The organism is Tolypothrix bouteillei VB521301, assembly GCF_000760695.4.
GTDB classification, from domain to species: Bacteria; Cyanobacteriota; Cyanobacteriia; order Cyanobacteriales; family Nostocaceae; genus Scytonema; species Scytonema bouteillei_A.
Genome location: NZ_JHEG04000001.1, coordinates 8,648,404 through 8,668,448 on the forward strand (window position 1 = coordinate 8,648,404; position 20,045 = coordinate 8,668,448).

At 42.9% G+C, this 20,045-nt stretch carries 10 protein-coding genes, 1 pseudogene and 1 CRISPR repeat array; of the genes and pseudogenes, 3 read left to right on the forward strand and 8 right to left on the reverse strand.

The features are described from left to right. Window positions 1–2: 2 nt before the first annotated feature. Complete coding sequence (locus tag HC643_RS35340) at window positions 3–1,154, reverse strand: hypothetical protein (protein WP_038092808.1); 1,152 nt, start codon at window positions 1,152–1,154, stop codon at window positions 3–5. Window positions 1,155–1,759: 605 nt separating this feature from the next. Here HC643_RS35340 and HC643_RS35345 point away from each other — a divergent pair. Beyond that, the gene (locus HC643_RS35345; RefSeq protein WP_038092810.1) at window positions 1,760–5,884 is read left to right on the forward strand and encodes a response regulator; all 4,125 of its coding nucleotides are present in this window, start codon (window positions 1,760–1,762) and stop codon (window positions 5,882–5,884) included. Window positions 5,885–5,895: 11 nt separating this feature from the next. Here the strand turns inward: HC643_RS35345 and HC643_RS35350 are convergent, their stop codons facing one another. Further along, complete coding sequence (locus HC643_RS35350; RefSeq protein WP_038092812.1) at window positions 5,896–6,312, reverse strand: ATP-binding protein; 417 nt, start codon at window positions 6,310–6,312, stop codon at window positions 5,896–5,898. 136 nt (window positions 6,313–6,448) lie between these two features. Between HC643_RS35350 and HC643_RS35355 the strand changes: the two genes are divergently transcribed. Next, window positions 6,449–7,696, forward strand: coding sequence for a PP2C family protein-serine/threonine phosphatase (locus HC643_RS35355; protein ID WP_038092815.1), 1,248 nt, complete (start codon window positions 6,449–6,451; stop codon window positions 7,694–7,696). Between the two features lie 75 nt (window positions 7,697–7,771). Here HC643_RS35355 and HC643_RS35360 read toward each other — a convergent pair whose 3' ends face one another. From HC643_RS35360 to HC643_RS35380, 5 genes and pseudogenes are all read right to left on the reverse strand, one after another. Further along, window positions 7,772–8,245 carry an MFS transporter gene (locus tag HC643_RS35360; RefSeq protein ID WP_038092817.1) on the reverse strand — a complete coding sequence of 158 codons (474 nt, stop codon included), beginning with the start codon at window positions 8,243–8,245 and terminating at the stop codon, window positions 7,772–7,774. A gap of 255 nt (window positions 8,246–8,500) precedes the next feature. Continuing rightward, a CRISPR array of direct repeats spans window positions 8,501–9,478; the repeat unit is 37 nt; unit sequence GTTTCAATCCCTAATAGGGATTCGTATCAATTGCAAC. A gap of 704 nt (window positions 9,479–10,182) precedes the next feature. Beyond that, a pseudogene (locus HC643_RS35365) lies at window positions 10,183–10,326 on the reverse strand (transposase family protein); the annotation flags it as partial. A 363-nt stretch (window positions 10,327–10,689) separates the two neighbouring features. Beyond that, a complete protein-coding gene (locus HC643_RS35370; RefSeq protein ID WP_038114552.1) occupies window positions 10,690–11,073 on the reverse strand; it encodes a response regulator in 384 nt (127 codons plus the stop codon). A gap of 49 nt (window positions 11,074–11,122) precedes the next feature. Continuing rightward, window positions 11,123–16,162 carry a PAS domain S-box protein gene (locus HC643_RS35375; protein ID WP_419723334.1) on the reverse strand — a complete coding sequence of 1,680 codons (5,040 nt, stop codon included), beginning with the start codon at window positions 16,160–16,162 and terminating at the stop codon, window positions 11,123–11,125. Continuing rightward, window positions 16,159–18,216: a response regulator gene (locus HC643_RS35380; protein WP_050046484.1), complete on the reverse strand. Its 2,058-nt coding sequence runs from the start codon at window positions 18,214–18,216 to the stop codon at window positions 16,159–16,161. The genes HC643_RS35375 and HC643_RS35380 overlap by 4 nt, the downstream gene beginning before the upstream one ends. Window positions 18,217–18,677: 461 nt before the next feature. Between HC643_RS35380 and HC643_RS35385 the strand changes: the two genes are divergently transcribed. After that, a complete protein-coding gene (locus HC643_RS35385; protein WP_050046483.1) occupies window positions 18,678–18,917 on the forward strand; it encodes an AI-2E family transporter in 240 nt (79 codons plus the stop codon). 519 nt (window positions 18,918–19,436) lie between these two features. Here HC643_RS35385 and HC643_RS35390 read toward each other — a convergent pair. Then, a complete protein-coding gene (locus HC643_RS35390) occupies window positions 19,437–19,997 on the reverse strand; it encodes an HdeD family acid-resistance protein (RefSeq protein ID WP_038092423.1) in 561 nt (186 codons plus the stop codon). Window positions 19,998–20,045: the final 48 nt, after the last annotated feature.

The following is a 20,045-nucleotide window of genomic DNA, read 5'->3' on the forward strand; positions in this document are numbered from 1 at the left end:
ACTTAAAATTTAAACCGCACCTGTCCTGTCAAGGAGTTACCACTGTAGGAATTTTCCCCCGTATCTCGACTTCGGACATTGCTAAAGTCATAACCTAGGTCAGCCTCTATATTTTTCGATAGTTTTGCTGTACAACGAGCTTGATAATTATTAGCGATGTCAAACTCTCCTTTCAGTCTTTGTTGTCCTAAACTCGCAGCCAGCCGACAGCGCAGGAATTCAAAAATATCTCCTTCCCAAGCGACCTCAGCGTTGTACACTAAAAAATCTGGAGGAGAAAAGTAACCACTTGTGCTTTCTAAATCGTTTGTGTAATTCCAAGTGAACAAGTTAGCAGCAACAGAGAATTGGCCAATTTTGCGTTCTAGCCTACTAAAAGACTGTACTTCAAAGTTGTTATCATTGTAGGTTCCTAAATGCAATGTAGAGAAAAAACTGGTGTTACGGTTAATTTGCCAATATATGCTGGGACCGAAACGTAAAGCAGTAATATGATTATCTAACGTTATGGCGTTAAACTTATAAGGAGCATATTCTACATCACCAGAAATGGACACACCGGATAGCAGTTTGCCTGAAGAAGAGACTTTCATCCCAATGGGAGCCTCCACTTTAGCCTTAAAATTTGGAGCTAGGGATAAACGGTTAAACCAATCTACACCTGCTGCTGTTTGGAGTGTTAAATCTCCAACTTTTCCCTCCCATCCAATTTGGAAGGGAACATTAGTAATTGATTCTACTTTGGCATTTTCAAAGTAATTAATACCTGTCTTAAACCATATTTTATTTCCATCACGCAATTGAAATTGTGCTGTTGGTTCGATAAATAAGTTTTCTTGACCAAAGTTATCGGTATGACGACGAAAGTCGGTTTGGATGCTTTTTAAAACAGCAATTGGTTTGGTGGGTTGTGTAGATGTTGCTGGTGGGCTTGTTCTCTTTGGGGGTTTGGGTATAGGTGGTGGAGGTGGAGGTGGTAATTGCAAACCAGGATTAAAATTTTCAGGTGCAGCTAGTACTCTAGAACTACTGCATAAAGTCAAAATACCTACACTCCCAATAGCTAGCAATTGAAGTTGCAAACATCCGACAGTGACCCTAACAAACAAATCATGTGAAAAAATAGCAATATTACGTTTTATAGTTCTTTTCATTAGTTATAAGTACTACTAGGTGCAAGATATAAGGTACTTTGTCTTATAATGCCCAACATATTGGCATAAGTATCTAGAAGAATATAATGAAATGAAAAATAGGGCTTGTAAAAAACCTAGTTTCTTAAAAAAATCGGATTTTTCAAAAACGCATAATTATTCAAACGTATATTTACGGTATTACAAGATCGAACCAGATTTGATTCTCGATTTTAACCGTAAAAATACGCTAACAATTTATAGTAAAAATGCCATAAATTAAATTTATCTAAATATTGATAGTAGGTAAAAATAAAAGATGTAAAACATCTAGATTCCGTTTCAATACTTATCGATTAATAATAGTCGAGGTGCCATAAACCCGGTATCTCCAAGATACCGGGTTTCTCTTGCATCGCTTAACCAAACAGTATTAGATTCCGTTCGTAATTGCGCTTTAGCGCTAAAGCGCAACTACAAACAAATAATGATTACTTAATTCAACCAAAACCACCCTTTTTAAGGGGGATTTAGGGAAATATTGAATATGATTGCTACTGATGAAAGGACTTTTCAAACATCCTCTAACTATTTAGTAAAACTGTAACTAAGGACAAAGATTGAAGATGAAAGCACCATTACCTGACAACGAGGCACAAAGAATTGAGGCACTTTTACAGTATAAAATCCTTGATACTCCAGCTGAAGCTGCTTTTGATGACCTTACTAATTTGGCGTCCTATATCTGTGGAACTCCTATTGCCTTAATCAGCTTAATTGACACTAACCGTCAATGGTTTAAATCAAAAGTTGGTCTAGAAGCACTACAAACACCCCGTGACATTGCATTCTGCGGTCACAGCATTTTACAACCTGATGTTTTTGTTGTTCCTGATGCTACACTTGACCAACGCTTCGCTGACAACCCATTGGTTACCTCTGATCCTAATATTCGCTTTTATGCTGGTGTTTCTCTCATTAATCCTGAAAGACAAGCGCTAGGAACATTGTGTGTGATTGACCGAGTCCCAAGGAACCTTTCTCCTGAACAAATAGAAGCACTCAGAATTTTAGGTCGCCACGTTATTAAGTTACTGGAACTGCGCCGCAATTTGACTAGCTTAGCACTTGCTACTCGCGAACACAATAAGGAACAGAAGGGACGCCGACAATTTTTCAAAAGGATTGCAGGAGGGTTTGGGTTAGCTTCAGTCATTTTAGTCCTGATTGGCGTAGTCTCATATCAAGAAACGCAAATCTTTATTAAAACTAGTCATCAGGTTATCAAGATTCAAGACAAAATTAATATCTTGGAAGAATTATTTTCTGCACTCAAGGATGCTGAAACTGGACAACGGGGTTATCTTCTGACGGGAAAAACAACTTATTTAAAACCTTATGAATCAGCATTAGGAACAGTCAATGAAAAAATAGAGAAGTTGAAAAATTCCAGTTTAGAAAATCCCCAGCAACAGAAGCAGTTAAAAATACTTGAATCTTTGATATCAGCAAAACTAGCCGAATTACAGCAAACAATTGACTTGCGGCAACAAAAGGGGGTTGACTCAGCATTACAGATTGTTCGGACAGATATAGGCAAAAATCTTATGGATGAACTCCGTAAAGTTGTCCTAGAGATAAAAAATGAGAAAAAGAAGCAGCTTGAACAACAGTCAGAAGTAGTGAGACACACTGCACACAGAACACTTCTAACACTGACGCTTGCTATTAGTTTGACTGTTATCATTCTTGCGGTGCTTTACTACCATATCTACTGCGAGATAATGGAGAGAAAGAGGACAGAAGAATCATTGCATACAGAACGGAATTTTATCTCCGCAGTCCTAGATACAGCCAGTGCTTTAGTCTTAGTTTTAGACATCCAAGGTCGAATTATTCGCTTCAACCAAGCATGCGAACAAATTACAGGTTATTCTTTTAGTGAAGTTAGAGGTAGATATTTCCAAAATCTATTTATTCTTCCTGAAGAGGAAGAAAGAATACAAGAATATATTAAACATCTCCTATCCGGTCAAGGTGTTACAAATTGCGAAAATCATTGGATAACTAAAACTGGTGAAAAACGGCTAATTTCTTGGGCTAACACTGTACTGAAAGACAAACAGGGTGAGATAGAATATATTATTGCCACTGGTATTGATATCACCGATCGCAAGCAAGCTGAAGAAAAGCTCAAACGCCAGAACTTGCGATCGCAACTATTTACCGAAATCACTCTTAAAATTCGCCAATCCCTACAAATCGAAGACATTCTCAAAACCACAGTTTGTGAGGTGCAAAAAATCCTGAATAGCGATCGCGTCCTCATCTACCAACCTTTTGTCGATTCACTGGAACACTCAGTTACCGAAGCATTAGTTTCTAGCTGTTTGCCAATCAAAGGGCAAAAAGTTGCGGAAATTTATTTTCAAGTGGAATACCAACTACAGTATTGCCTACAGCAATACCGTCATAGCAGAATTTCTACTATTCCAAATGTAGAATTGCTTGAACACCAACAAAGTCATATAGAATTACTGCAACAGTTTGGGGTTAAAGCAAATTTTGTTGTTCCTATTCTTGTCAAAGAAGAACTTAGTGGATTACTCATTGTCCATCAATGTACGAGTTCCCGCCAGTGGTCAAGCTTTGAAACCCGACTGCTGCGTGAAATAGCTGACCAAGTTGGTATAGCTTTAGCTCAAGCCCAATTGCTAGAAGCAGAAACTCACCAGCGACAAGAACTTGAAATTGCCCGTCATCAAGCCGAGTTAGCATCTCTTGCCAAAAGTTCTTTTTTAGCAAACATGAGTCATGAAATCCGCACTCCCATGAATGCTGTGCTGGGAATGACCGGATTACTGTTAGAAACACCTTTGACCAGAGAACAACAGGATTTTGTTGAAACAATTCGTATCAGTGGAGACGCATTATTAACGTTAATTAACGAGATTTTGGATTTATCAAAACTAGAGGCAGGGGAGATGACTTTAGAAACTCTAAACTTCGATTTATCTACTTGTATAGAAGAAGTGTTGGAATTACTTGCCCCTCAAGCACATCATAAGGGATTAGAAATTGCAGCGTTAATTTATCGCAATGTCCCCACTTTTCTTCAAGGAGACGCCAGTCGTTTGCGCCAAATTCTCATGAATTTGATAGGAAACGCTATCAAGTTTACTAGTATTGGGGAAGTTGTAGTGCAAGCTGAATTGCAAGCTGAATCTTCAACTACAGCAACTCTTTTATTTAGCATCAGAGATACTGGTATTGGAATTTTACCAGAAGACCAACACAGATTGTTTGCACCATTTTCTCAAGTAGATGCTTCCACGACTCGCAAATATGGTGGTACGGGTTTGGGACTAGCCATATGCAAGCAGTTGGTTGATTTGATGGGAGGAGAAATTGGGGTAGAAAGCCAACTAGGAGTAGGGTCTAAGTTTTGGTTTAAGATTCCTTTTGTCAAGCAAATCCAACCTGTTTGTTCCAAACAAGATTACAACGTTTTAACTTATCGTCGCGCCTTAGTGGTGGATGACAACGCAACCAATCGCAAAATTATCCACCATCAAGCCCTTCGTTGGGGAATGCAGGTTGATGAAGCGGCTTGTGCAACTGATGCCCTTAAAGCTTTACGGAAAGCTTCTTTGGAAAACAAATCCTATGATATTGCTTTTATTGATATGCAAATGCCCGAAATAGACGGGATGTCTTTGGGTAAACAAATTAAAGCAGATTCTGCGATCGCTGATATACCTTTGATTATGCTGACTTCTACAAATCAACGGGAAGAGGTACAACGGGCGCTCAAAATAGGTTTTGCTGCTTATCTGGTGAAACCTGTTAAGTCTTCCCGATTGCTTGATACTATGATGACCATTCTAGGAACCACGACTGAGCTAAATTGTTCAATCACAAATGATATTAAAAATCCACCTGTTTCTCAAAACCTTCAACATATCGCTTGCGCTCAAAAATTCGATTTAAGAATTCTCCTTGCAGAGGATAATCTAGTCAATCAAAAAGTAGCCCTGACACAACTCAAGAACTTAGGTTATATTGCCGATGTAGCCGCAAATGGACAAGAAGTTTTAGAGCTATTGAGAACTATTCCTTATGATTTAATTCTTATGGATTGCCAAATGCCAGTTCTTGATGGTTTGGAAGCTACAAGAGAAATTCATAGATGGCAAGAAAGTATATTTACAAATGGTCGTCGCCCTGTCGTGATTGCTATGACAGCGAATGCTATGAAAGAAGACCAAAAAATGTGTCTTGATGCAGGTATGGATGACTATTTAAGCAAACCAGTGAAAAAAGAACAATTGGCAGCTATGTTACATAAATGGCATGAAATTATACACACACAAAAAATCATTACATCTGAAGATAAAGCTGCTACTACAGATAGAGATTTACATAACCAATTGATTGATTGGAAACACTTACATCAGTTATCGGAAAATGACCCAGAGTTTGAATTAGAACTATTACAGATGTTTATTGAAGATAGCCGAACTCATTTAGAGACTACTAAAGTAGCTATTGCAGATCGTGATTGTCAACAAATTGCTAGAGAAGCCCATCATTTAAAAGGTGGTAGTGGCAATGTGGGTGCGCTCGCTATGCAGCAAGCCGCAGAGAAATTAGAGGAATGTGCCCGTTTTCAAGAGTTTGCAGAAGCGAGCCAGGTAGTTGATGAATTAGAAAAGTGTGTTTGCCTTATTCAAGAGTTTTTAAATCAGTGAACAGAGAAAACTTAATAATACTTACGCATTAATAAACAGTAACGATTATCTGCTGTAGGTTCATATCTTAATTCATCTGCCAGCGCTGCCATAATTCTTAAACCTCGTCCGCGTTCTTCGTCATTTTCTTCTAATTCGGTTGTTTCTTGCAATTTCTGCTCCAAATCAAAAGGTTGACCATATGACACAATACGAATCTCAATATTTTTTTCTGAGCGCACAACCTCTATCTCAATGGGAGTTTCCGGGGATAAATTTTTATGGGCGTGCTCCACAATATTAATCAATCCCTCTATCAAAAGAGTTTGGCACTGCCACCAGATTCGGGTATCGAGAAAAGATGGTTGGTTTATCGTATCAAACCATGATAAGACTTGGGCGTAATCGGTTATACCTGTATAAGTTTTTAGAAAAAATTTACTATTCACACTTTTACCAATAAAATATCCTTAAATATATCAAAATTTCTAAAATAATATGGATATTCTTCTTGTGTCTAACTAATAAAAACTTTGAATTGTCATCAGAAAAAATACTGAATATTGATAATTTTTTGAAAAAACTATGTTTAAAATACTCATAATAGATGATGACCCTATTGTACGGATGGTGCTGAAAAAAGCACTCTACAATCAAGGTTATGATGTGACTGTAGCTAGCAGTGGAAAGGAAGGCATTGTACTAGCACAACAAGAACTTCCCGCATTGATTATTTGTGATTGGATAATGTCAGGACTGGATGGATTGGAAGTTTGTCGTCAAATTAAAGCAAATCCAGAACTGACAACAACTTTTTTTATTCTATTGACTGCAAAGGGAGCTTCTCCGGGCGAAGAGAGCGATCGAGTGCAGGGACTGGATGCTGGTGCAGACGAGTTTGTGTCTAAACCCATTGAGATGAATGAATTAAAAGCACGGGTACGCGCAGGACTGAGGATACACCAACTCTATCAAGATTTACACAACCAAAAGAAAGCTTTAGAGATACTCAATCAAAATTTGCATACCCAAAAGCAAATTTTAGAAACAGAGCTGGCGCAAGCGGCTGATTATGTGCGATCGCTTCTTCCTTCCCCTCTTGTTGGTAAAGTTTCTATAGAATCGCTGTTTCTGCCTTCAGTACAGCTAGGTGGTGATTGCTTTGACTATTATTGGATTGACGATGAGAACCTTGCCATTTATTTACTGGACGTGTCGGGACATGGTGTAGGTTCAGCCCTGTTATCTGTGTCAGTGCTCAATGTCATACGTTCTTCCATATATACTCCAACACTAAAATCAGTTACCTTGTGTAGTGAATCTGCTTTTCATTTAAGCACATCACAGTCCCTACCAAAAACGAATTTGTTTCAACCCAGTCAAGTTCTGAGTACACTCAATCAAGCTTTTCAAATGAGCAACCACAGTGAGAAGTACTTTACAATTTGGTACGGAGTATACAACCGCTCTCAACGTCAACTTGTTTATGCGAATGCAGGACATCCACCTGCAATATTGTTATCTGGAACAGACATTCAGGTGAGAAAGCTAGATGCTTTTGGATTCCCCATAGGTTTTTTATCAGATGCAGACTATGAAGATATCACTATAGAAATTCCGAAAAATAGTACTTTATATTTATTTAGTGATGGTGCCTATGAAATTCTACAAGCAAACGAAAAAATTTGGGGTTTAAATGCTTTCATTGATGTCTTAATGAACTGTACTCAAACAAACACTCACCATCTCAAGCAAATCTTGGCAGAAATTATGTCTGTCAATACCAAGTCAACCTTGGATGATGATTTATCTTTATTAAAAGTTAATTTTTGATTTACAACAGTTTTCACCTAAATGAACTACATCCCTTGTAAGGGAGCAAGGCTGCTGCGCCCCTACAGCTGTTGTCTATTTACCTGAAAATGGCTGTAAAAATATGCAACAGGTTGTGTAATGTATATAGCCTTCTTTTTTTTCAATTATGTCCATCATGAAGGCATAACGAGTAGGTGTCTCAATACTATTGAGTAAACCTTGCAATACACTTGCACAAATTAGGAGCCAAATACTGATTGTTCCTGTTAAAGTAAGAATTGCTAAAGTTAATGAGAGAATCATCATGAGAAATTGTGCAGTAATAAGAATATTACGTCGATGAAACTGCTCTATCCAAATACCAGCTAAAGGGCTAACTATTAAATTAGGAACCTGACTTAGAAAACGAATTAAGCCTAGTAAAGCTACTGATTCTGTCTGAGAATAAACTAGCCATGCACAGGTAGTTTCTGTTATAAAACTACCAATCATAGATAAACTATGACCACTAAAAAATAGACGGTAATTTCTAGACTTAAAAGATTGCAAACTCTGGGTCACGCTCATGTTGACTAGCTGCCTCTCATGTTGATACCGATTTTTTGTCAAACTTTAATATCTGGAATTTTACTAAAAGCCAATCAATTTACCGTACTTTAGTATAAAAGTACTATTTGTGTCAATGTACTCAACCCAGATAATTAACGTAGGGTATGCAAACCCTGGCACGTCCGTCTTTTAAAAAATCCCCAGTTTCATCATCATGAGCCTTCTGATTTCAATTATGGACATACAAATGATGTCTTGGTATATCCCAGTGACGTTTCAATCCCTAATAAGGATTCGTATCAATTGCAACATATTTGTTAGCGGATACTTAGATTTGCCCATGTTTCAATCCCTAATAGGGATTCGTATCAATTGCAACCTTTGCACTTCTCTCTCGTTCCATCTTGCTAGTTCGTTTCAATCCCTAATAGGGATTCGTATCAATTGCAACCTTCGAGCGTTCAAAGTTTATGAAGTGGTTGAACAGTTTCAATCCCTAATAGGGATTCGTATCAATTGCAACCTTGAATTATTTTATCGCTATTGGGAAGGGGAAATATGTTTCAATCCCTAATAGGGATTCGTATCAATTGCAACTCAAACCTTTCTGTTTGTCGTGATAACTGCAATAAGTTTCAATCCCTAATAGGGATTCGTATCAATTGCAACCACCACTTATTAATTTTGCGCCTTTGCTGGGGCTGAGGTTTCAATCCCTAATAGGGATTCGTATCAATTGCAACGCGGATTGTGATCGCACTCTAAGCTCTAAAAAGAAGTTTCAATCCCTAATAGGGATTCGTATCAATTGCAACGGAATCTATGGGATTGTCAGGTAGAGGAAGAAGAGTTTCAATCCCTAATAGGGATTCGTATCAATTGCAACTTGCATCAATCCATGTCCTCGCAGGCTTCAATTTGTTTCAATCCCTAATAGGGATTCGTATCAATTGCAACCTGTTGTGCTTGGGATTGAATTGAGTTAGGCAGTGAGGTTTCAATCCCTAATAGGGATTCGTATCAATTGCAACATGCCAAGCGAGTAAACTTTGGCATCCTTTACATGGCGTTTCAATCCCTAATAGGGATTCGTATCAATTGCAACATTGAAGAGTTGGGTTTAATCAAAATAGCACCTGCCCGTTTCAATCCCTAATAGGGATTCGTATCAATTGCAACATGCTTGCCGCAGAAAGTTCAAAGCTCAGGGAAAAGTTTCAATCCCTAATAGGGATTCGTATCAATTGCAACGCTGGCTTTTGAAAGGGTTTGTGTATTTGGTTTTCAAGGTACGGTAGCGCGGATGTGTTTATGGTAACACGATTGAGACTGGTAGTGTCAAGAGAAAATGGCTGTAACCTTTACCTAGTGGAGAGCGCGGATGGGTAGTCAGAAAAATTTGGCTGTAACCCTGACGTACTCTGGCATGGAAGGTCTTTTTTGAGTTAAGCGTTTTTGAACACCTACCCACCCGCGTTTTTTAAAACATTTGTACTATCATAAATTCATCTGACTTCTCAATTGTACTCAACATTAGATGGGCGCGACCGCGATAAGCACATCTAAGGCTTGCGCCTTCATGCGATAAGCGCTCTTTCAGCTTGCGCTAAGAGCGATCGCACTTCAGCGACGAAGTCTTCAAATTTGAACACTTCGTTAGCTCTGCGGCGGTACATCTTCAAAGAATCTCTAAAACACTAGTATACTACACGACGAAAGTTTTTCGACAGTTTTGGATACCTGTAGAGGCGTTATGTGTAACATCTCTACTGATGGATTATTTCTGTCGCGTTGTACTAGAGCAAACAGTATTTGTTGCACAACTCTCAAAAAAAATAGCAAATAATTGATATATCATTCTATTTTCCCAACTGTGCTAATTAATAAAAAATTGATTTTGGTACTGTTTTTTTGAAAATTAAGCAGTTATTGAACGCGATCGCGTAGGGTAATATCATGTAAAAATCCACTGTACAAATAACAGCACAGATAGAAATTGTGATTATATCAATCAATTTATGCAATTTTCTTCGTTCTATTCTGGGATCATCAATGCTGCTAAAATGTTCAGCTATTGTCATCTTAGGTTTTAGTTTCATAACATTAATTATTAGGTCAATACCGCTCTTGTGTTGGCAGAAACACTTTTGGCTCTCCTAGACTAGGTATAAAAAATTAATAGTTGATATCGGGTTAAATCCTTACCTAGTAAGGGATTCAAGAGGAACAAAGCATATTTTTATTAAATCAAAGATTTAATTTGAAGAAAACCTTGTTATATCAACTGTTTTAGCTGTTTTTTAGTGTTAATTTATCAACCGAAGTCTGGGAGAGCCACACTTTTTCCCCTTTTTTATGTCTTTTTGTCAAGTACAATTTATACAAAATAAAGTGCGTTTACCCTGCTACTTATTTTACAAACCTTGAAGGCTACCAGCTTAATTCCTCTTTAAATAAGGGAATTACCACCCCAACTGCTTAATGATTTCATCGGCAAGATACAAAACATTGAACGGCTTGAAGATGACTCCAGCAATGTTGAAAGGGCACAATTCTAGCCGATCGTCTGATAGGTCGGTTGCAGTGAACAAAATCACTGGGATCGACTGCGTGATTGGGTTGGTCTTTAAAGTTTGCAGCAGAGCCAGCCCCTCCCCATCCAGATTGAGATCCAGCAAAATCACGTCAGGATGCTGCCCTTTTGCTTGCTCTAGTCCCGCTTCTACAGACTCAGATGTTAGAACCGTCCAACCCTTTAGTCGTTCTAGCGTAACTTTAACAATGCGGCTTAGTTCAGGTTCGTCGTCAACAACAAGAATGCATCGATCGCCATAAGAAGAGGGCATTATATTTAGGGTTACTCCATCTAGTTGGAACACGTTTTATCATGGAAATTTAGTCTGGTATTGGCAGCGTGAAGTAAAATTTGCTGCCCCTCTCTAATTCACTCTCTGCCCAGATGCGTCCGCCATGCAGTTGCACAATCAGACGACAGATTGACAGCCCTAATCCTGTCCCCCCCTTTTGGCGAGAATCAGACATATTAACCTGTTGAAACTGCCCAAAGATGGTTTCTAGCTTCTGACTTGGAATGCCCCGTCCCTGGTCGGTCACTTGAAATAAAACCTGTTGAGGTTGTGGTTCTACATTAACGGAGACGGTGGTTTCAGCAGGAGAAAATTTGACGGCATTGTTAATTAAATTCACCAGTACTTGCACTAGCCAATCCGGGTCTGCCCAAATTTGAATGTTTCCAGTGGACGATCGCAAATCAACCTGATTCGCTTCTGCCAGGTTTTGCACACTGGAGAATGTCTGTTGCACGAGAGTCGCCGCCTCACACCATTGCTTTTTCAGTTCCACCTGTCCTGACTCCAGTCGGCTCAGTGCTAGAACATCATTAACCAGTCGCACCAATCGCTCGATATTGTTGTTGGCAATGCCCAGCATCTCTTTCGCCGTTTGGGGATCGTCATCCAAAACTCCGGTTGCCACGAGTCCCAGCGCCCCCCGGATTGAGGAAAGCGGTGTGCGAATTTCGTGGCTGATGATGGAAATAAATTCACGCTTCATCCGTTCTAGCTCACGCTGTTGAGTGACATCCCGCACTATCAGCAGCCCGCCGTTATGCGTCTCACTGCCGCCGTGGAGCGGCGAATAGCGGGCTTCGATCCACTGGCGCTGTCTGGTTTTAGAGTGGGTAAAGTGAAAGTCGAAGGTCGTGACGGTTTTTTCTATGCCGGGATGAAAGCCTTGCAATATTTTAGCGTCCAGGAGAACAGCAAACACGTCTACTCCACGTCTGCCCATAACGTCTTCCTGCCGCAGTCCGGTCATCTGTTCCATTGCGGGGTTCCAGAGGGTGCAACAGCCGTCAGCATCAAAGGCAACAATGCCGTCTACGCTGCTGGTGATTAGCTGGAGCGATCGCTCCTGTTCTTGGCGCAGGGCATTTTGCAACCGCACCTGGGCAGAAATGTCACGCCCCTCAACGATCACCCAGAGGATTTGATGGGTCTCGATCGTGTAGATGGGTTTTGCGGATACATCAAAGGTGTGGAGGTTGTTACTGGCATCGAAAAGGTTGACTTCTTGATGGAAAAGCTGTCCGGCGGCAGCCTGATCGACTAACGTTTTGGCAATTTCCTGAAGTTCGGCGGTGGCATTCCAGGAGGGGAATTCCCAAAACGGTTTACCAATGACAGCCTCATGCTCAACGTCCGCGAAGGTGAGTGGATTTTGATTGGTTTCCAGCAACATTCCATCGGGAGTGAGCAAGCCGAGAAACTGGTACATTTGGTCGAAAACAGCTCGGAATTTGGCTTCGCTTTCCTGGAGGGCAATTTCCGCTCGTTTGCGATCGCTAATATCCAGCACAATCGCAACTATGGATTGAATGTGTCCGAAGGCATCACGAACGGGTGACACACTGTTGTTGACCCAAACTTCAGAGCCATCACTGCGGATGTAACGCTTTTCGACGGCAAAGTCAGTTTTCTGGGTGACAAGACGCTGGTATAAATCAAGGTTGTGGGGTAAATCATCAGGATGGGTAATATTCTGTATCCGCTTGTGTAATAGCTCTTCCCTGGAATATCCAGCGATCTCGCAATATTTCTGGTTGACCAGGATGAATTGACCCGACATATTGCATTGGGCAATGCCTGCGGTTGCCTGATTGACGATCGCACGGAACCGCTCTTCGCTCTCGCACAGTGCTTCCTCTGCTTTTTTGCGATCGGTGACATCCAAGGCAAGTGACAGGATAGATATTAACTCACCTGCCTCATTCCTCAAGACGGAGTTATACCACTCGCAGTAAACAATTGAGCCATCTTTGGTATAGTTGCGGTTGTACATCGTTTTGGATTGTTTATCCCCATTCACCAGGGGTTCAATGACCTCTCGGCGAGCGGTTGCTTCATCTTCAGCATAGACAAATCCCATATCGATCGGGCGTTTGCCAAGCACCTCCTGGCTTTTCCACCCAAAAACGTTTTCCGCCTGCGGTGACCATTGCACGACACGCGATTCAGAATCAAACTCCATCACAGCGAGTGGAGAGTTCATGACGTGATACGTCAGGCATTGGTGAGCGACACGCAGTGCCTCCTCAGACTGCTTGCGAGCCGTGATATCTCGATAGAAAATGCCAAGCCCCTCCTCAGAAGGGTAGGCGTGAATCTCCAGCCAGATATCAAAGCTGGGCGGCAAGTAGTAGTGATGCTCAAAGTGAACCGGAATCTGCTCCGCCATTGCCCGTCGGTACTGATGCTCTAGTTGGCTACCGACGGATGCGGGCCATTCCTCCCAGTGTGTTTTTCCCAGCACTTCTGTAAGTGGTTTGCCGTTGATTCGTTGCGCTGCTGCGTTTTGGTGGATAATTCGCCAGTCGCGATCTAAAGCAGTAAACGCATCCGTCATGCTTTCCAGCAACCGATTAATGCGGTTGTAGGCATCCTCAGCCTGCTGTTGAGCCGCCTCACTCATCAGCCGCAGTTCCCGCTCTTTCTGCGCCGCTTCTTGACGCATCCGAGCCATCTTGAGCGTTGTCTCAACTCGCGCCGACAGTTCCCGCGCCGAAAAGGGCTTGATTAGGTAATCATCCGCTCCGGCTGCCAGTCCTTCAATCCGCGATTCTTCTCCAGCTCGGGCAGACAGCAGAATGATTGGAATTTGTTGAGTGTCTGGGTTCGCCCGGAGCGCTTGTAACAATCCAAAGCCATCGAGGCGAGGCATCATCACATCGGTTAAGACCAAATCGGGCATCTGCTGCCGAATGGCGGCTAATGCGGCGACTCCATCAGACACGACTTCTACCTCATACTGTTGATTCAATAAACGCCTCATATAGTGGCGCATATCGGCATTATCGTCAGCGAGGAGGATGCGAGCAGGGAGGGCGGGTGAGTGGGTGGAAGATGGGTGGTGTTCTGCTTCACTCATCCACTCATCTACCCGTTCACTCCTTTCGTCTGGTAGCCAGCGCAACACTTCCGCGATATAAGGGGTAGCTCTTGTTTCTATTGAGGCAAATGAACGCTCTGCATTAATAAGTTGGGCTTCGCCGTGTTGTAACTGTAGACGATCGCCTGGCAAATGACTGTATCCCGTGGGAATTGATATCGTGAAACAGGTTCCCTGACCCACCACGCTACTGACCCAAATGCTGCCACCATGCAGCTTCACCAACTCCTGCACTAAGGACAATCCAATTCCTGACCCTTCATAGCTCCGTCCTGCTGCCCCTTTTACCCGATGGAATCGCTGAAAGATATGAGGCAGTTCTTCAGCGGGAATGCCCGTACCCGTATCTCGCACTTCTAGAATGACATGACTCGACGTTTGAAGCATTCTCCTCTCTTCCCATTGCAGACTGACGACAATTTCACCCTCAAAGGTGAATTTGAAGGCGTTGGAAAGCAAGTTGAGGACAATCTTTTCCCACATTTCGCGATCGACATACACAAGCTGAGGCAGTGGGGGACAGTTTACCCGTAACCGTAAATCTGCACGCTCGATCGCAGAGCGGAATACCCCTGCCAAATCGGTTGTTAACATCGCCAGGTCTGTTGGCTCGTATACTGCTTCAATCCGCCCTGCCTCAATCCGCGCGAAATCTAGCAGTGTATTGACCAGTTTCAGCAAGCGTTGGGCGTTACGATGGGCAACCTGGAGTTGGTGTTTTAGAGTTGGTGAGTCGGCGGGTAGGTAGAGCGATGGAGTCTCATCTATCCTCCCACTCCCCTGCTCCTCCCCTGCCCCACTCCCCTGCTCCTCTAAACTCGCCAGTGCATCTTCCAAGGGACCGAGCATGAGTGTCAGGGGTGTGCGAAATTCATGACTGACATTACTGAAGAAAACGGTTTTAGCGCGGTCTAGCTCCGCCAATGCTTCTGCCCGTTTCCGTTCTGCTTCGTAAGCCTCTGCATTGGCAATACTAGCTGAGATTTGCCCTGCCACCAAATCGATGAATCCTCGATAGTTGCCGTCAAACAGCCTGAACGGATTTAACCCAACCACCAAAATGCCCGCTTTTCCGGTCTGACCTGATGCAGCAATGGGTATGGAAACTGCTTGATGCGGTATTTGCTGCCAGGCACCCGTGGGTAAGTTGTCAAACGATGCTTCCAAATCTGTAATCAAGCAGGCTTTTGGGGTTCTGACAACCTCTGCAAGCTGCCAAACCAAATCATCGTCAAACGCAACGGCTTGAGGAACGGCAGGGTGGTCTCGATCAATACTAGATGTCCCTGCCAGAACAATCTGTTGTTGCTCCGGCTCGATGAGATAAATCATCGCAAAGGGAAGATCGTAAGGATTAGTTTCCAGGCAGCTTGCACTGAGAGTGCAGACTTCATCGAAAGTACGGGCATCTGCCGTTCTGGCTGCCAGTTCCTGCAACAGCGCTAACTGACGCTCACCGACAATGCGCTGGGTATCGTCCGTACAGGCGCAAAAGATACCGCCTGTGCCGCCACGATCGTCGGGGATGGGGCTGTAGGAGAACGTCACATAGGTTTCCTCTAGATAGCCTTTCCGCAACATGATGAACAACGACGCTTCGTCAAACGTTCCCTCATTTTTGCGGATCGCCGATTCTATCCGAGGTTCAAGTTGATCCCAAACCTCATGCCAGACGCGGGAAGCGGGAAGCCCCAGGGCTGCCGGATGTTTGTTTTGGAGGAAAAAACTGTAGGCGTCATTGTAGAGGTTAATCAAGTCTTCGCCCCACCAGATAAACATAGGTTGGCGCGATGTCAGCACAATGCGAAGAGCGGTCTTTAAGCTTTGTGACCAATGCTCTGGTAAACCTAACGAGGTTTGCAACCAGTCGGCATTACCTTCGGTACACGCGAAGCGTGCTCGCATCAGCGCACCCATTTCACCGCCACCTGCAAACAGTTGGTCTAACACAGCCTGTTCATTGGTCATGGCATGGCTCCTATTGTGAATACAGCCCTTCTCAGTTCACTTGTTTTCTCCTCAGGGTCAGATCTTTTCAACGGTGAATGAATCAGATAATTGTCTAGTTGTCCCAGTCGTTTCAAAATGCGCTGAATCAAATCGGCTTCTACAATTGGCTTCAAGACATAATCATCTGCTCCTACGGCTAATGCCTGATGTAGGGTATTAGCATCGGAATGCGCGGAAAGGAACAACACAGGTAACTGGCTCCAGTGCGGATCGCTCTTGACCACCTGGCATAATTCAATACCATTGAATCCTGGCATCGAGACATCCAGCAGCAGTAGATCCGGGCAGGTCACTTCCAGGAATTGCCAGAACAGAGTTGGGTCTGCTAAAGCCGTTACTTGAAACCCTCTCGGTTCCAGGTTGGCTTGCAGCCGTGTTAATAAGACTGAATCGTCATCCACAATCAGCAGTTTAGCAGCGATCGCCTCCATCGGGTTGAGAAGCTGAGTGACAACCTGGAACACTTCAGAGGGCATCGCGGGTTTTTGCAAAAAGGCATTCGCTCCCAGACGAGCCACTTCCACGCGCTTGCTCAAATCACCCTGCCCGCTCAGCACCACTACCGGAATCGTCGGGAACTGACGCTTAAGCTGTGCCAGTAGGGTTAACCCGCTTTCCGTGGTGTTAGAAAAGGTAAGATCCAGCACGATCGCATTCGGCATACAGGATTGTAGCCGCTCACGGGCACCGATCGGGTCGCTAGCCGTTTCCAGATGAACAGCCCAGTTAGGAGCCTCTGCCTGCATTGGCTCAAGCATGGTTGGGTCGTCGCCGATCGTAAAGACTATAGAGGACGCGGCGAGTACTTCTCGATTCCCCGTATCCCCGTACCCCCGTGTCTCCGTGTCCTCTTCTATCTCCATATCTCCGTGTCTCCGTGTCCCCGCGCCTTCGCTACTTGGCACAGCAAACATAGGCGATCGTTGGGTAATGCACCGGAGTTGCTGAAGCACCGTTTCGAGTTGAACCGCTGACTCGGATTGCAACACAGCCGTTGAGGAGTTTAAAACACGTTCGATCTGACGGGCAAGCTCTGCTGCGTGTGGAATGCCAAATGCTCCCAAAGAGCCAATGAGCCGATGAGCAATGGTTTGGGCATGCTGCCGCTGGTTGGGGTCGAGAGAGTTTGTTGTAAGGTGGGCGATCGCCTGCTCCAGCGTTGCGAGTTGTTCCTGCAATCGCTCCTGAAACCCTTGCCACATCTGCTGAATCGTTGCTACTGCAGCGGTATAGTCAGCATCCATACCGCTAGTACTATCACACTGGGAATGGTCAGACTGGGAATGAAGAGTGCCATTCCCTTCTTTTCTCATCTCTTCATCGTCCTGCCGCTCCTCAGGCAATGATCTCAATCGATATCCCAAACCATATAAGGTTTCGATCGGATTAGACGTTAGCCCTGCCATTTGGAGCTTTCGCCGCAATCCACGAATCTGGGTGGTGACTGCCTCTTCGCCCGGACATTCATCAATCGACCAAATGCGATCGAGCAGCGTTTGTCGATCGAAAATTCGACGTGGGTGCCGTAAGAATAACTCCAACAGTTTGTATTCCTTGGGCGTGAGGTGCAGAGGTTTACTCTGGCAAGTTACCTGACAATGATTTGGGTCAAGCTGCAACTCGCCCCAGCAGAGTACCTCCGTTAACTCAGTGTCGCCTCGTCGTAACAACGCGCGAATTCGGGCAAGTAGCTCCCATCGCTCGTAGGGTTTGGTGACATAATCATCGGCTCCTGCCTCAAAGCCTGCCACGCGGTCTGCCGGATCATCCTTCGCGGTCAGTAGCAAAATGGGGACACGCTGATTCTGCGTTCTCAGTTGCCGACAGAAGCTAATGCCATCCAATCCTGGCAGCATTACATCCAGCACAATCAGGTCATACTGGCTCGTCTCAACTAATGCCAGTGCTGATTTGGCATTATGAGCCGCATCGATCGTAAACAGTTGGGCTGACAAAAAGCTGACGAGGGCGGCTACTGTATCTCGATCATCTTCAACAATCAGAAGTCTCATACAACGAACCTTGCAGATTGCATCTTGCAAATCCCTAAGCTGAAGGAATACGCCAGGTTAGAGATTTCAGAGTGAACTGAGGCACCTGCCATCTTAATCTGGTTGCTATCAATTCCTTATCCTCCCAAAGGCTCAAAATATGTAAATTTTTATAAATAATTTCATTAGCAAATGACTATGATTTCCTCAGAAAGCCCTTATGTTCTCTTTTTAAGGTGTAGAAGCATCCATCTTCAAGCAGTGTGGAATTGTTTCAGCAACTCATCGAGCTACTTGGTGGATGCTAAGTAACAATATCCTTCTTTTTTAGATGTAACAAACAACTTCTTTAGATAACTTCTTTAGATGTAACAAATAACTGTTGCATCTAACACATAAGGGAACAGCGTACAAATAAAATTCTAGGTTAAAGGGAGTAGATGGGTGAATGAACGATCGCAGCAAAACCAGTTTCCAAACCCGTGTTTAACACCCTACAAAAACACATCAGCCCAGGATGGTTGATGGTGCTGATATTTCCCATCCTCATTTTGGATACATGGTTAGCGATCGAAACGCTCCAGTACTTTCAACCTCTGGTGGCGATCGTGATTCTGGCAGCACTTCTAGCATTCATCCTGAACTATCCCGTTCAATTTCTTCAGCAGCATGGTAACAGACACAGTATTGCAGCGGTTGTCGTCTTTCTCCTTACCTTATAGATCCTGATGGGTTAAATTATTATGTCTAAAATTTTGTTTGTGAGACTGATATATTAGTAAAATCATAACTTAATTCAAGTATTTATAGAACTTGATCTATCAATTATGACAAAAAATCTGTTCCCATCTTATTGCTAATAATTGAGAATAGCGAAGATGTCTTAGATCCGAGTTTTGACGCTTTCTTATCGTTTTTTTAGAGAAAAAAAGTATAATTTTATTCTTATTTTAGAGATTTCATTGAGTAATTCCCGTTTGTGACAGTTAGGGTGCGGAATGGGGGATATAACTATTACTTACCAACTTTTTTGACCGGGCTTATTGACTTACCTTACGATCGCCTGTTACTGAATCGGTGTTCTAGCTCACCAATAAAACCGAAAGTTATTTCAACAAATTAGTCAATAGTTAACAGTAAACTGTTTTCAGTTGGGAGTCAAAGTTCCCCACCACTATTGCGTGCTACGTTTGAGTTGGAGATTTAGACCCCAACTCAAACTTTGATAACTGATAACTGCTTTAAACTCTTGCCCTATGGTCAAGAAGACTACGAGAAGCTAATGAAAGCAGGATCATCCAAAGGCCCGTCAACAAAAAATTAATCCCTACAAATACTCCCAATACCCAAACTGTGCTGATCGGCCATTGATACAGAATCAAAATCCCTAGAATAATAGCCATGATACCGCTAAATAGTACCCAACCCCAGTTTGGATCTCGACGCATTTGAAATGCTGCAATCACCTCCAATACACCCTCCATAAAAATGATAAATCCAAAAGCTAAAGTGAGAGAGAGCGCAGCACCAAAGATGTTGCTAATCAACAAAATTCCACCAATTACGTATAGAATACCAACTACTAGTGTTGTCCAGAAGCCTCGTTTGTGACGTGATTGAAATGCATGAACAATTCGGACGATGCCAGCAATAATTAAAGTCCAGGAGAATACGATTGTGATGGCAATAGTGGCAATAAATGGTTCTGCGATCGCTGCAATTCCCAGCAGAATCATCAAAACACCTAAGACAATTGCCAATGCTGAATTTTTTCTGGTTTCTCTAAAATCTTCAGAAGTCATAGCTTTTCAAAAAATGTTTTGATATGTTGTTAAATCTTGAAAGAGAGA